Below are 15,320 nucleotides of genomic sequence, written 5' to 3'. Positions count from 1 at the left end.
CCTCATTACTATTTAAAACAAAATGAAAACCAAAATGGTGCACAGACCCCCACCATATCCCACAATTTTAATTGCTATCTTTACGTTTCAAGGAATGACTTCAATTGAGCGACTTAATCGTTTCAATTTCAATATATAGAGAATAAAAGAATGAGCTGTAATAGTTGTGGAACTAGTAGTAGTACCCCTGGTGGATGTAAAAATAATGGCACCTGTGGGACAAGTGGATGTAATAAATTAACCGTTTTTGACTGGTTAGCAAACATGGAGTTGCCCGATGGTCAAAAACAGTTCCCCTACGTAGAAGTGCGTTTTAAAAACAGCCGTAAAGAATTCTTTCTCAATAAAGACGACCTACAACTCAAGATAGGTGACATAGTCGCTACACAAACAGAAAGCGGCCACGATATAGGAATCATTACCATTACTGGAGAATTAGTCCGGGTACAAATGAAACGCAAACGCGTTAAAATAGATGACGAGATTCCCCAAGTATACCGCATCGCTAGTGAAAAAGACGTAGAAAAATGGGTGACCGCTCGAGAGAAAGAAGATCCTATGAAAGTGCGTGCTCGCCAGATTGCCATACGCCTTCAACTCAAAATGAAAATCTCTGATATTGAATTTCAAGGAGATGGGTCCAAAGCCACCTTTTATTACACCGCAGATGAACGGGTAGATTTCCGTGAGCTCATCAGAGAATATGCTGGTGAATTCAAAACTAGAATAGAAATGCGTCAGATAGGATTGCGTCAAGAAGCAGCCCGCCTAGGAGGTATTGGTTCTTGTGGTCGCGAATTGTGTTGCAGCACTTGGTTGACCGACTTTAGATCGGTTACCACTGGAGCAGCACGTTATCAAAACCTATCGCTGAATCCGCAGAAGCTTGCTGGACAGTGTGGAAAACTCAAATGCTGTCTCAATTACGAGCTGGATTCTTATATGGATGCCTTGAGTAATTTCCCAAAACAAAATCAAAAGCTGTATACCGAAAAAGGAACCGCTATCTGTCAGAAAGTAGATATTTTCAAAGGACTGATGTGGTTTTGTTACGATGGCGAGTGGATGAACTGGCACACCCTTACCACTGAGCAAGTTCATGAAATCGTTGCTAAAAACAAAGCCAAAGAAACCGTTGCCAGCATAGAAGAATATGCTATCGAGTTGATCGTTGAAGAAGAGATGAACTTTGAAAATGTGGTAGGACAGGATAGTTTAACTCGTTTTGACCAGCCCAAAACCCGTAATAAACGCACCAAAAAACGCCAACCTAAGAACAATAATAGGTATGACAAAACGGACTCTAATACGTCTACAGCTACCGCAACTTCTCCTGCAGCTAAAGATGGGCCTCAAAAGCGTAAGCCTAGACCTCAAAATAAAAACAGAGGTGCGAATAAGCCTGGTACTCCTGAAAACAAAACGGATCGACCAAATCAAAATACAGATGCCAACAAGGATTCTAAGCCTAAAAAATCCAGACCCCCTCGCAATAAAAGTCGCAATCGCAACAACGATGGTAACAAGCCACCTAAAAAGGAAGATTAGTGAACAGATACCTATTTTCTCTAGCCGTTATGGCCCTGGTCAGCTCTTGTGACGAGCAGTTGGTGAATGCAGAATACCACGACCTACCTCAAACTGGCTGGGCGATTGAAGATGTAGCCACGTTTAAAATTCCCCCTCAAGACAGCCTAACAAGCTATAATGTGTTTATCAACCTGCGCAATACGCACGATTATGAATACAATAATCTCTGGTTGATCTCACAAATGAAATTTCCGCAAGGAAAAGTCGTTACAGATACATTACAGTACCGTATGACAGAAGCTGACGGCAGCTTTTTAGGGTCAGGTGCTAATGATGTGTATGAAAATAAGTTGTGGTTAAAAAAAGGCTTCCGCTTTCGCGAAAGCGGAACTTATCAAATAGCTCTTAAACACGCGATGAGAAAAACAGGAGAAGTAAATGGAGATGCACAACTCAAAGGCATACTCGAAGTAGGATATAGTATAGAAAAACAAGTCCAAAATGGCAGTAACTAAGGCACAAATAGCTCAAGAAAAAGAAGGAAAGAAGAAAAACATTTCGCTCTTCTGGAAGATGTATGCGGTAGGCATAGGATTTGTAGTTCTTCTCTTTTTATTAGCAGCATGGGAAGTTTTTGGAGATTTACCAGACCACACCGTATTAGAAAATCCGCAGACAGAACTGGCAACAGAAATAGTCACTGCAGATGGGAAAACACTGGGAAGTTTCTATAATGAAAACAGAAAACCAATAAAATTTGATGATTTACCCACAAATCTTATAAACGCTTTAGTAGCTACAGAAGACGAGCGTTTTTGGGATCACAGTGGTATTGATGGCTATGGAACCGCAAGAGCAGCCGCATTTTTAGGAACTAAAGGTGGTGCGAGTACGATTACCCAGCAACTGGCAAAACTTTATTTTACAGAACAAGCCAGTAGCAATAAAGTAGAACGATTGATTCAAAAAATACGGGAATGGATCATTACTTCAAGATTAGAAAAACAATACACTAAAGAAGAAATCATCACTCAATACTTAAACGAGTTTGATTTTTTATATCAAGCCATAGGAATAAGAAGTGCCTCCAATATTTATTTTGACAAAGAGCCTAGTCAACTAAATGTTTCTGAAAGTGCTGTACTTGTTGCTATGCTTAAAAATCCTAGACAATACAATCCGCATCGTGAAGTTTCTAAAGAAAAGTCATTTAACAGACGCAATCAAGTATTTGTACAAATGGTGCGCAATAACAAAATGACAGAGGCGGTAAAAGACAGCCTTAGAGAAATTCCTATAAAATTAAACTACAACTCAGCTAGTCATAATGAAGGTATGGGGACTTATTTCCGCGAAAACCTAAGATCATGGCTAACAGATTGGACTAAGGATCATATCAATCCAGAAACTGGAGAGCCCTTTAACCTCTACAATGATGGACTTAAAGTTAACGTTACCATAGACTATAGAATGCAAAAAATGGCTGAAGAAGCGGTTTATACGCATATGGAACGCCTGCAAGCAGAGTTTGACCACCAGCAAAAGCGCAATAAAACAGCTCCGTATACAGATCTAACGGTATCTCAAATTGAAAACAACCTCAACTCTGCCATGAAAAGATCCGTACGATGGAGGGAAATGAAGAAAAAAGGAATCGCCGAAGCTGCTATCATCAAAAGCTTTAATGAGAAGACCGACATGACTATTTTTGATTGGAAATCAAAGTTTAGAGAACGAGATACGATCATGACCCCAATGGATTCCATACGTTATTACAAACAGTTTTTACACACTGGAGTGATGTCTTTAGAGCCACAAACGGGACATGTAAAAGCATGGGTAGGTGGTATCAATCACAAGTATTTTAAGTACGATCATGTGGAATTGGGCAAACGTCAAGCGGGGTCTACCTTTAAACCTTTCCTGTATTCTGCCGTGATAGATTTATTAAAATACAGCCCCTGTAAAAAATATCCTGATGGAGAGTATACCATTCCTGCAGGCAAACACGGAAACACTAACGACTGGACACCTGTGGATTCTAATGGTGATTATGGCAATATCATGACCTTACAGGAAGCACTGGCAAAATCTAAGAATACTATTTCAGCGCGTTTGATGGACGAAGTAGGACCTCAACCAGTGGTGGATCGCGCAGCCCAACTAGGGATAGACACTGAAAATATGGATGCAGTACCTTCACTTGCCTTAGGAACAGCAGATGTAAGTCTGTATGAAATGGTGGCTGCCTATGGGGTGTTTGCAAACGGTGGGATTTATAACAAACCTGTTTTGGTAACCAGTATTGAAGATAAAAACGGTACGGTACTTTATCAATACGTGCCAGAAAGCAAAGATGTATTGAATCCAGAAACAGCCTACGTTACCGTAAACCTTATGGAAGGTGTTACTAAAATAGGTAGTGGAGCAAAACTAAGAGGCAACAGTACCTACATGGCAAATACAGACTTTTATAAAGAAGTCATTACCGATTACCCATACGATTTTAAGAATGATATAGCTGGTAAAACAGGTACCACTCAGAATAATTCTGATGGATGGTTTATGGGAATGGTTCCTAATCTAGTCACTGGTGTTTGGGTAGGTGCTGATGATAGATCGGTACATTTTGCAAGTACTAAATACGGTCAAGGAGCTACTATGGCACTTCCTATTTGGGGGAGTTATATGAAACGTATTTATGCAGACGAAACGCTAGAGATTTCTAAAGAACCTTTTAAAAAGCCAGAAAATCTCTCTATAGAAACAGACTGCGATGAGTACGAAAAAAGTCAAGGTAACGATCCTCTAAAAGGCACTAATCAACCTAATAGTACGACTAACGAACTAGATATGCTGTAATGATTTCTAAACTCTCCTTAGCAAACATCTTGTTTCTTGATATAGAAACCGTGCCGTTACAGGAGCGTTTTGAACAGTTGGAAGAAATCGACCAGCAATTGTATGCTGATAAGACAAAATACCAGCGCAAGGAAGAATTCACCCCAGCAGAATTTTATGATCGTGCCGGTATCTGGGCAGAGTTTGGTAAGATCATCTGTATTTCTGTTGGCTATTTTGTCCATCGCGATGGTCAGCAATTTAGAACCCGCAGCTTTGTGGGAGAAGAAAAAGTGTTGTTAGAAGAGTTTGCCAACTTACTCAACGAGCATTTTTCAGGAAGAAATCATTTGATGTGTGCTCATAATGGTAAAGAATTTGACTTTCCTTATATCGCTAGAAGAATGGTGATTTTAGGAATAGAGATCCCTTCAAAACTGAATCTTTTTGGTAAGAAACCTTGGGAAGTTCCACATCTTGATACGTTAGAACTATGGAAATTTGGTGACTATAAACATTATACCAGCCTTAAATTATTGACCCGTATATTGGGAATTCCCTCGCCTAAAGACGACATCGATGGCTCACAAGTTAGAGATGTGTATTACCAAGAACACGACATAAAACGCATTGCTACCTATTGTGAAAAAGACGTAGTGGCTGTCGCACAAATCATACTTAAATTACGCAAAGAATCGATACTCACAGATGAGCAAATCATCTCCAAATAACACCATAGCCTCTATAAGAGCCCTCAACGTTAGTTTTTCTAATGGGAAACAGCGCGTTCAAGTCTTGCACGACATCGGATTTAACATTTACAAAAACGAGATTCTTGCTGTGGTAGGAGAATCTGGAAGTGGTAAGTCCGTTACCAGCAAGGCGCTAATGGGACTCTTGCCTTCTGCAACCGCACAGATAACGGCTCGCGAACTCTCCTTGCAAGGAACCGATTTGTTGCAATTAGAAGATGGAGAATGGTCCCGCTTTCGCGGAAGCGAGATCAGCATGATCTTCCAAGAACCTATGAGTTCCCTCAATCCTACCATCTCTTGTGGAAATCAAGTGGCAGAAGTACTGCTACAACATCAAAAAATGAGCGCTGCTGCTGCTCAAAAAGAAGTCCTGCAGCTTTTTGAAAAAGTAAAACTTCCTACACCCCAAATTACCTTTTCAAAATTTCCTCATGAGATCAGTGGCGGACAGATGCAACGCGTCATGATTGCCATGGCAATAGCTTGTAAACCCATATTACTCATTGCAGACGAGCCTACAACCGCACTTGACGTAACGGTCCAAAAAGAAATTATACTGCTGCTTAAAGCGCTCCAAAAGGAATACGGCATGAGCATTCTTTTTATCTCTCATGATCTTTCCTTAGTCCACTCCATAGCCGACAGGATCATAGTGATGTATCAAGGCCGAATTGTAGAGCAAGGAGCGGCAAATGACATTTTTGAACACCCAAAAGAAGCCTATACAAGAGCGCTGATTGCTTCCCGACCGAGTACCACAACGCGGCTGCGCAACTTACCCACCATCAGTGATTTTGTGGCACAAACCGTTTCTGACGAGTTAGTAACTACAGAACAACGTAAAGAACTACATCAGGAAATTTACAACCGTACTCCTTTGCTGCAAGTGATGGATCTGGTTAAAGATTTTCCTTTACAAAAAAAGCTGTTCGCTAAGCAAGAATATTTCAGGGCTGTAGATGGAGTGAGTTTTGACATTTATCCAGGCGAAAGTCTCGGTCTAGTAGGAGAAAGTGGTTGTGGAAAAAGCACCTTAGGAAATCTAATTTTGCGATTGAAGGACGTGAGCAGCGGTACAATTATATATCGCGGTCAAGATATTACCCATTTGAAAGGGGAGGCCATGCAAAAATTGAGAAAGGAAATCCAAATCATCTTTCAAGACCCTTTTGCTTCTTTGAATCCGCGACTTACGGTGGGACAAGCAATTATAGAGCCTATGCAATGGCATGGTATAGGCACCGATAAGGCCGATAGAAAGGAAAAAGTGCTGCATTTATTAAAACGCGTTGGACTTACAGAAGAACACTACAACAGGTACCCGCATGAATTTAGTGGTGGGCAACGACAACGTATAGGTATCGCCAGAACTGTTGCTTTAGAACCCAAGCTCATCGTTTGTGATGAAAGCGTCAGTGCCTTAGACATTTCTGTGCAGGCACAAGTATTGAATTTGCTTAACGAATTCAAAGAAGATTTTGGATTCTCTTACTTATTTATCTCTCATGACCTGGCGGTGGTCAAATACTTCTGCGATCAGGTCATCGTCATGAACCAGGGAAAAATAGAAGAAAAAAACGAAGCCGATGCCTTGTATGCAAATCCGCAGAGTGCGTATACCAAGAAGTTGATTGCTGCTATTCCTGGGTGATTTTTTAATTGATCTAGGGACATTAAAACTGTAAACGAAAATAAGTGCTAGCTAAATAATTACTACAGCCTGTAGTGTTTGTATCAAATGAATGAAGAAAAGAGTTGGTTTTACCTCAGTTCTTTGTGGTAAAACGTACTTTAAGTTACATTATGTACTCTTCCTTTTAATTTTCTTCGATTAAAATCACTCCCTCGAGTTTGGCCTTGTTTATTTATTAAGGCTTAAGAAAAAATAGATACAAGCAATTACTTATAGCCATTGTTAGGTTTAGTTTTTTGCAAATTTAATTAATGGTGCAAGGTTTCCATCGTCAACTTTTTTTAAAGCTTTAATATACTCTTTTCTTGTTTCGTTAACTTTAACCATATTTGATTGATGCCACGAGAATACTTCTTTCCCAAATATGGATTCAATTATGATGTCCCCCATCATTCTTGAATGTCTTCCATTTCCATTAGGAAAACAATGAATAGATACTATTCGATGTTTAAATCTAATAGCAACTTCTTCTGGTAAATAGGTTTTGTTTTCAATCCAATACTTTGTGTCGTCAAGTAAATTTTTCAATTCAATTCCAATTTGTGTCCACTGGACTCCTATGTTTTTTTCAGTTCTCCTAAATTCACCTGCCCATTTCCATACATCACCGTACATTCTTTTGTGCAAGTCTTTAATAAACTTTTCTGTCAAAATATGTTCAGGTTTGAATTTTGAGTGAATAGTCCATTCAACTGCTTTTTCAATATTCAATTGCTCAAATTCATCCAACTCTCCTTGAGTAGTAATTGAGTATATTTTAAGACCTTCCTTTTCTTCTGCGTCTAATGCTGTTTGCCCATACTTATAATTGAATTCTAATCCCATAGTGACTTTCTCATCTCTCGTTTTATTTCACTAGCGAGTTCCTTTATAGTTTTGGCTATTTTTTCATCTCCAATTCCTTGGTCTTCTAGTTTCATATTTTGATTGGTCCGCAACACTATTTTTTGAGCAAGCTTTTCTGCTTTTATTTGTATTAAATCGTTAATGGTCCCGTGTTTTGGGACTAGTGCATATACCAATTTTAAATCCATTGCATTGGCTACACCCTTTAAGGAATTGAGTGTTATCGTGCCATTAGCTTCGCTTTCCTCAATTCTTTTCACTCCTTGTCTTGTGATATTTAGTTTGGCCCCAAGTTGGGCCATTGTCATATGTAGCGTTGTACGAATGGTGTTGGTCCATCCACGTTCAGGGACCAAGACTTTTCTAGTTGGAGAGAATGGTTGTAGCTTTTGCTCCAATTGCTCAATTAAAAGTTTCCGCTTGTTTCTCATTTTTTGTAAATCTTTAAGTTTCCAAAAATTTAGATATGTAAACTTATATATTTACAAATATACTAATAAGTCAATATATATGTTTACAAAAAATAAAAAAAGTTAACTTGAACATTTACTTTTAGTTGTTATTTTAAAATTACAGTTAACGTCTCGGCTATGGTTAGTAAGGAGTTAAAAGGAACAGTCCTTTGGATTAAGCATATATCCAATTTTCTTATTACTGTTTTCTGAATAAGCCAAATTAAAAATTTGCCGATTTGGCAAATAGACACAGACCTTTCATTTAAGCACTTTTTGAACTGTTTTTTACATTGTTGTAGGTAGTTTTTATACTCGAGCTAGTTGCAATAATGGTTCAAAAGCATAAAGAGCTGGCCTTCTACCTGAAGATTCTTCTAATGTCCTTAATAATTCTTTGTCTAATAATATTCTAGTAAACCTAGCAGCGGTTGGTCCCGGTATTCCACTCTTTGAAGTGAATCTGTTGTTTCTAAATATCACTCCGAACTTATTGGGGGCTAAACTAAATGTGGGCTAATTACTTTTTTACTATAATACGTAAAACGTAAAAAACTCAAAAAAAAACTATAAGTAGTCGAAATAAAAACGAATTATAAATTGTGTTTTCTTTGCAGTTTGCTGGATTCACAGACCTATCGTAAAATGTTTATGACCTTGTACGAGTTAATAATACAGAAAATAAGATCGTAGGACTAAGATCATTTAGGACTGGCAGCATCCTAGATAAGTATAGCAACATTAAAGGCATCATATAATCTTAACCTAATGCTAAAGGGAACGGTAATATTACGGTGATGGTTATAGCAAGAATAATAGTAAGGTTACAGTATTGATATTAGGGTGAGGGTAATATCAAGATTACATCAAGGGTTTGATTAATCTTTGGTATTTAAAAGAAGTCTACCAGTCGGAAAAAACTTGTTTTAAATTAGAGTTCATAACATCTAATAGTTTAAAAACCAAACCGTCGTATTTTGTATTTTGATTACTTATATAATCACCTCTTTCAAAAAAGTAGTTATCTATTATTATATTTTGATTTGAGTTTTTATTTAGTTCAATTTTTTCGTAGGTGGTTCTTATTTTTTTATCTTTAAAATCATAAGTAACTAACAAGTCCAAATCATACGTTGTATTGGTAAGTATGTCGGTATCTACTTTGAAGAAGTCAATTTTTTTAATTTCATAAGTAATTTTACTAGAATCTTTAAAAAGAATCTTTGCTTTATTTTGTGTAATAAATAAAAGAACGTTTTTATAAACAGTTTCTTTAGTGATATTTTCTAACTCATTGATTACTTGATAATTTATTTTTTGATTGAAGCCAAAACCTTGTTGTACATTATCGCTTTCAAAGTCATAAACGCCTGATATATTACCAAAAGAAGCCTTATAAATACTATCGGAAACTATTGAGGTACGACCTTCTTTTTGTGCCTTTAGCATCGCTTCCCTTTCGGCTTTATTTAATCTTAATCCCTTACGCTCTAAGTATCTATTATTTTGAGCAATACTAATTGATGACATGAAAACAAATAATATTAAATACTTCATTTAAAAACTTTTAGTTAAAACTATCAATTATAATTATCTTTTTTTACAAATGCAAAATAATGTCAAGACTATATCAAAGGTACCGGTTAGATCACAGTTAAGGGTTAAGATTATTTTGGTGACGGTAAAAGTAAGATTTATTAAAGTTTTCAGACCATTACGGGGAATATACGGGGAATACAACCTGTTTTAATTAAAAAACCCCTTATAATCAACAGATTACAAGAGGTTTCAGTACTCGAGACGGGACTTGAACCCGTACGGGCATTACTACCCATTGGATTTTAAGTCCAACGTGTCTACCAATTCCACCACTCGAGCGATTGTGTCAGCGACACATCATTGGTACTGTAAAATCCATTTAAGAACAAATTTTAGAGCGAAAGACGAGATTTGAACTCGCGACCCCCACCTTGGCAAGGTGATGCTCTACCCCTGAGCTACTTTCGCAAAATTTAAAAAGTATACAACTTTTCAAAGCGGTTGCAAATTTAACAACTTTCCTTATACTGCAAAGGAAAAAATGAAAAATTATGAGGATGCTTTCTCTTTTTTTACCAACATGCGTTTGATTTCGTTTAATTTCATCAAAGCCTCTACTGGTGTTAAGGTATTTATATCCACCTGTAAAATTTCTTGTTTGATATTTTCTAACAATGGATCGTCTAAGTTGAAAAAACTCAATTGCATTTCTTCTTCCTGAATGGCTTTTATAGCTTCTTTAGAATCCTCTTGCTTATGACTCTTTTCCAGCCTTTTAAGTATTTTATTTGCTTTTGAGATCACCTGCTGTGGCATTCCGGCCATTTTTGCCACGTGAATCCCAAAACTGTGATGACTACCCCCAGGAACTAGCTTGCGCATGAAGAGCACCTTATCTTTTAATTCTTTCACTTCTACATTAAAGTTTTTAATGCGGTCAAATTGCGAGGTCATTTCGTTGAGCTCGTGGTAATGCGTAGCAAATAAGGTTTTGGGACTGGAAGGGTGCTCGTGTAAATATTCGGTTATGGCCCATGCAATAGAAATACCATCATAAGTACTTGTTCCACGACCTATTTCGTCGAGCAGTACCAAACTTTTCTCACTGAGATTATTTAAAATACTCGCACTTTCATTCATCTCTGTCATAAAAGTAGATTCCCCCTGAGAAATGTTATCGCTTGCGCCTACCCTTGTAAATATTTTATCTACAATTCCCATCTTTACCTCTTCGGCAGGGACAAAACTTCCTATTTGTGCTAAAAGAACAATCAGTGCTGTCTGTCTTAAAATGGCGCTTTTACCACTCATGTTAGGACCCGTAATCATGATGATTTGCTGGCTGTCTCGATCGAGCTGTACATCGTTAGGAATGTAGGGCAGGTCTGCTGGAAGCATTTTTTCTATGACTGGATGGCGACCGTTTTTGATGATTAACTCGTCGTTGTCTAATAATTCTGGCCTGATGTAGTTAGACTTCACCGCATGAGAGGCAAAAGAAATCAAGCAATCCAACTGCCCTATTAACTGGGAGTTGTTCTGAATGGTTTTAATAGAGGGCATAATCTCCCGAACTATGCTATCAAAAAGTTCTTGTTGTAAAGCGTTGATGCGGTCCTCAGCACCTAATATTTTGCCTTCGTATTCTTTGAGTTCTTCTGTGATGTAACGCTCTGCATTGACTAAAGTTTGCTTTCTCGTCCATTCTGCTGGAACTTTATCTTTATGCGTATTTCGTACTTCTATATAATAACCGAATACATTGTTACTAGATATCTTCAAACTGCTGATACCCGTTTCTTCTACATGTCTAGCAAGCATCTTATCCAGGTAATCCTTTCCTGAAGTTGCCAAGCCTCTTAACTCATCTAATTCTGAATGATATCCAGGAGCAATGGTGTTCCCTTTTAAAATATTTACAGGTGCTTGCTCGTCAATAGCTTGTTTGAACAGGTCTATTAAGTGCGTACAAGGATTCAAGCTTTCTCCTATAATATTCAAAGCTTTGTTATCTGAAGCCAGTGCTTTTTCTTTTACGGGAATAATAGCTTCTAGACTGTTTTTAAGCTGTACGACTTCTCTAGGGCAAATTTTACCTACGGCTACTTTTGAAATCAATCGCTCCAAATCGCTCATGCGTTTGAGGTAGGACCTGATGTCTTCTTGTTGTTCTTGTGAGTTGGTAAAAAACTCCACCACGTCATGCCGCTTTTTAATTTGAGCTGCATCTTTTAATGGAAATGCCATCCAGCGTTTGAGCATGCGCCCACCCATAGCCGTAGTGGTTTGATCAATAACGTCAATTAAAGTGACCGCTCCTTGACTTAATGGGGTGTATAATTCTAGATTGCGGACGGTAAAACGATCCATCCACACAAAATTATCATCTTCAATACGGGAAATGTTAGAGACGTGATCCAATTTATCGTGTTGGGTCTCTTCCAGATAATGTAAAATCGAACCTGCCGAAATAAGCGCCTGATCCAACTTTTCTACTCCAAACCCTTTTAATGAATTGACTTTAAAATGCTTGAGAAGCGACTCTGTGGCAAAGTCGATTTGAAATACCCAATCGTCCAAATGGAAGAAAGGCAAATCGTATGGGAACTCCATTGCCAGTGTCTTTTTATCGCTACGAGTTACTAAAAGTTCACTGGGGTTAAAATTTTGCAATAACTTATCTACTTCTTCTTTAGAGCCTTGAGAAACTAAAAACTCACCGGTGGAAATATCTAAAAACGCCACTCCATATACATTCCTGTTGACAGAAAGTGCGGCTAGAAAATTATTTGTTTTGGAACTGAGCACCTCATCGTTGAGAGAAACTCCTGGCGTAATCAACTCGGTTACCCCGCGTTTTACAATATTTTTAGTCTGTTTAGGGTCTTCTAATTGATCACAAATGGCAACGCGTTCCCCTGCTTTTACCAGCTTAGGCAAGTAATTGTTTAAGGAATGATGTGGAAATCCAGCTAGTTCTACATGATCACCGCCATTGTTACGGCTGGTCAATACAATATTGAGAATGCGCGCTGTTTTAATAGCGTCTTCACCGAAGGTTTCATAAAAATCGCCCACTCTAAACAACAACAAGGCATCAGGATACTTGGTCTTGATCTTATTGTATTGCTGCATTAAAGGAGTTACCTTCTTTGATTTAGTGGCCAAATTTATACTTTTATATGAATATCAAAAATACGATTTAGCCACTGTGATCAACCTAAAACCATTCAACATTTTTCAACAGTGCATAGCTACTTATCTACTATTCCCATTTGTAGTTTTTTAAGGCAGATTGCTTCTTGATCGCCTTAAACATAGCCGACTCTAATTCGTTAGTCTCGGTGAGTGATTGTGTTGCGATATATTGATCTCTTTTTTGGTTGAGTTCTTTGATCTTGTTTTGTATGGAGGTGCGCTCTTGTTTTTTAGCTTTCGCGAAAGCGGTAATCTCCTTCTTACTTTTATAACGAATACTGTCTGGCAACGTCTTTATATTCTCCTCCGTAAGCACTTTTCCCTTCATGTCTTCATCATCTAAAGCATCAACAAGATCCCAGCTGGAATTGCGATAATTTGCAGAGGACTTGGCTAAGGTACGCTTCACATTTGCCTGAGCAGATACTTCTTGAACCTCTTCGTCCATATGCATTTGGACGGCTTTTTTATCATAACCCTGACGACCGAAAGCGATATAAGTATCATTCAGCTGATGGTTATAATTCAAAATCTTATTGTCATAAGGCGTAGCGACATAGGCAGATTTCTGGTTGTGATCCAGGTTCATGTATTCCCCTTTTCCTAAAGTAGCGCCTTCTTTCCACTTCAACTGTACGCCCGTATTCCAGTCTCCACAAAAAATAGTATTCACCACCACCTCTTTTTCTACCGCTTGGGCAATACTCGAAGAAAAAGGCACAGCACCTTGATTAAAGCCTTCATTTCCTGCTATAAAAATCATTTTAAGATCGTTTGCTCCGTCTCTCCATTCCAATTGTTTTAGAGAGTTATCTATCACGGTACCGCAATACTCTTCTCCACCATTAGTTCTTAAACTGAACAGCTTTTTACTGATCAAATCAAGGTCGGTTGAGAAGGAAAGCACTTGACGCACAAAGCCTTCTTCTGAATTTAACCCACTGTTCCCATATTCATAAAGTGCGATTTCCAATAAAGCCTGCTGCTCATTGCAATGTGCTCCAGACATTTTGTTTACAAGGTCCCAAAGCTGGGTTTTGGCCTGATCAATGAGTCCGTCCATACTATTGCTGGTGTCTAGAAGCATGGCAATTTGTATGGTTACCGACTCTTCCACCACTGTAGAAATCGCAGCAGCGGTTTGCGGATTTTCTATCGTGTTTTTTGCGGTTTCTACTTCATTTTCAGTAGTAGCGCCTTTGCAAGACATTAATGAAGCAATGCTTAGGGTAAATGCGAGTGTTTTTAAATTATTCATCATGTTTAAATTTTAGTTTTTGTTTCGGTTCCCCTTCCCTGAAGGGTGCGGAAAGAGAATCTCTTCAGTTTTACGTCCCTTTTTAAAACCTACCCTTCAGGGCTAGGGAAAGGTTTTGTTTGCTTCCGTTCCCTTAATTGTTAGGTATTTCCTTAATATCAATAGGCCCACTCGGACTTACTACATACACTTTAGGACTGGGTGTTTTTAAAGGTTCTGGTTTTTTCTCCACAGGCTTGAGGGTGTATTGCAAGCTCAAATCCATCCCCAATTGGATAACCGGCTTTGTAATCGATGCATTTACAACAACGTCATAACCGTTATACGGAATAGGGTCGTAATAATAAGAAGTAGGTTTTCTTACTGTGGTCACACTTTTTTGATTTTTAAGAGGCTCCATACTTATATTTTCGGCAGCGAGGTAACTTTTATAAAAATCTTTAGGAGTGTGGTAATATTTCTTATCGGCCATCATGACGTTGTAATTACTCATATCAAAACCTAATTCTTTGTAGTATAATTTCTTTTTGGCCACCTCAACGAGCAGCTTGTTTTGTAAATCCTCATAAACAGCTTCTAAGTTCTTTACGTAATAATCTACTTTAACGAGGTTGTACACCTCCGCTTTTCCGCAAGCGGTGAGGATCTTTTGGAAATCGCTGTCTTTCGTATAGCTGATCAATAAATTTTGCTGCAATTCAAAGCCTACAGGCACTTCGGTATAGGTCTTGGAGAAAAGCTTTTTAGTGACTTCCATCTCGTATTGAGGCACAAAAGAAATCATGTCCAGAGCAAACTGTCCTTGAAAACCATTTGAACTGAGTTCCTTTTTAATCAATTCAATCTTATCGTTCATGAGCTTGGTAGTTTCCTCAGCAGTTTTGCCTACTTGAATGATATTAAATACAGCGGTATAATCGGTCGCTTCTACATTGTAAAGAGATCGCAAATCGATGTGCAGTATATGATTGGGTTGCGGCGGTGTGTAGGGTTGCACATAAGGATTCCCACTTCCCATTCCGGTAACAATATTAGCTCTAGAAATTTGATGGTCAGCGACTAAATTATTAAAATTTCCCATGTGCTGGGCCGTCATGGTTACTACTAGAAGCAGCAGTATAGAGGTGAGCATAGTTTTCATTTTCCTTATATTTTAAACCAAATCTATTGGTATAAAAATCCTTTTCATAGACCCAATGAGTAAATCT

General features: G+C 38.2%; 11 protein-coding genes and 2 tRNA genes. 5 read left to right on the top strand and 8 right to left on the bottom strand.

Annotation, left to right across the window (positions count from 1 at the left end; genetic code table 11):
* The first annotated feature begins 150 nt into the window (after positions 1-150).
* From F0365_RS05705 to F0365_RS05685, 5 genes are read left to right on the top strand one after another with little or no spacing between them, the layout of a single operon-like run.
* Entirely contained in the window at positions 151-1,548 is a 1,398-nt protein-coding gene (locus F0365_RS05705; RefSeq protein ID WP_169932814.1) for a stage 0 sporulation family protein, read from the top strand.
* Complete coding sequence (locus F0365_RS05700; RefSeq protein ID WP_240961919.1) at positions 1,548-2,045, top strand: gliding motility lipoprotein GldH; 498 nt, start codon at positions 1,548-1,550, stop codon at positions 2,043-2,045. Before F0365_RS05705 ends, F0365_RS05700 begins: the two co-directional genes overlap by 1 nt.
* The gene (locus F0365_RS05695) at positions 2,032-4,392 is read left to right on the top strand and encodes a transglycosylase domain-containing protein (RefSeq protein WP_169932813.1); all 2,361 of its coding nucleotides are present in this window, start codon (positions 2,032-2,034) and stop codon (positions 4,390-4,392) included. Before F0365_RS05700 ends, F0365_RS05695 begins: the two co-directional genes overlap by 14 nt.
* Positions 4,392-5,102 carry a 3'-5' exonuclease gene (locus F0365_RS05690; RefSeq protein WP_169932812.1) on the top strand — a complete coding sequence of 237 codons (711 nt, stop codon included), beginning with the start codon at positions 4,392-4,394 and terminating at the stop codon, positions 5,100-5,102. The genes F0365_RS05695 and F0365_RS05690 overlap by 1 nt, the downstream gene beginning before the upstream one ends.
* Positions 5,080-6,777 (top strand): ABC transporter ATP-binding protein, encoded by a 1,698-nt coding sequence (locus tag F0365_RS05685; RefSeq protein ID WP_169932811.1) that lies wholly within the window; start codon positions 5,080-5,082, stop codon positions 6,775-6,777. The genes F0365_RS05690 and F0365_RS05685 overlap by 23 nt, the downstream gene beginning before the upstream one ends.
* 270 nt (positions 6,778-7,047) lie before the next feature.
* Here F0365_RS05685 and F0365_RS05680 read toward each other — a convergent pair whose 3' ends face one another.
* The 8 genes from F0365_RS05680 to F0365_RS05645 all read right to left on the bottom strand — a co-directional run bounded on the left by F0365_RS05680 (position 7,048) and on the right by F0365_RS05645 (position 15,253).
* Positions 7,048-7,644 carry a mobile mystery protein B gene (locus F0365_RS05680; RefSeq protein WP_169932810.1) on the bottom strand — a complete coding sequence of 199 codons (597 nt, stop codon included), beginning with the start codon at positions 7,642-7,644 and terminating at the stop codon, positions 7,048-7,050.
* Positions 7,635-8,096 carry a mobile mystery protein A gene (locus F0365_RS05675; RefSeq protein WP_169932809.1) on the bottom strand — a complete coding sequence of 154 codons (462 nt, stop codon included), beginning with the start codon at positions 8,094-8,096 and terminating at the stop codon, positions 7,635-7,637. Before F0365_RS05675 ends, F0365_RS05680 begins: the two co-directional genes overlap by 10 nt.
* Before the next feature lie 924 nt (positions 8,097-9,020).
* Positions 9,021-9,674 (bottom strand): hypothetical protein, encoded by a 654-nt coding sequence (locus F0365_RS05670; RefSeq protein WP_169932808.1) that lies wholly within the window; start codon positions 9,672-9,674, stop codon positions 9,021-9,023.
* Between the two features lie 235 nt (positions 9,675-9,909).
* Positions 9,910-9,995 (bottom strand) — tRNA-Leu (locus F0365_RS05665).
* A 57-nt stretch (positions 9,996-10,052) separates the two neighbouring features.
* A tRNA-Gly gene (locus F0365_RS05660) sits at positions 10,053-10,124 on the bottom strand.
* An 81-nt stretch (positions 10,125-10,205) separates the two neighbouring features.
* The gene (mutS, locus tag F0365_RS05655; protein WP_169932807.1) at positions 10,206-12,824 is read right to left on the bottom strand and encodes a DNA mismatch repair protein MutS; all 2,619 of its coding nucleotides are present in this window, start codon (positions 12,822-12,824) and stop codon (positions 10,206-10,208) included.
* Between the two features lie 97 nt (positions 12,825-12,921).
* A complete protein-coding gene (locus F0365_RS05650) occupies positions 12,922-14,115 on the bottom strand; it encodes a hypothetical protein (RefSeq protein WP_240961918.1) in 1,194 nt (397 codons plus the stop codon).
* A 130-nt stretch (positions 14,116-14,245) separates the two neighbouring features.
* Entirely contained in the window at positions 14,246-15,253 is a 1,008-nt protein-coding gene (locus tag F0365_RS05645; RefSeq protein ID WP_169932806.1) for a hypothetical protein, read from the bottom strand.
* Positions 15,254-15,320: the final 67 nt, after the last annotated feature.

It is taken from the genome of Nonlabens sp. Ci31, from assembly GCF_012974865.1.
GTDB lineage: Bacteria > Bacteroidota > Bacteroidia > Flavobacteriales > Flavobacteriaceae > Nonlabens.
Note: the sequence above shows the minus strand (reverse complement) of the source record. Positions and strands in the feature narration are given on the sequence as shown.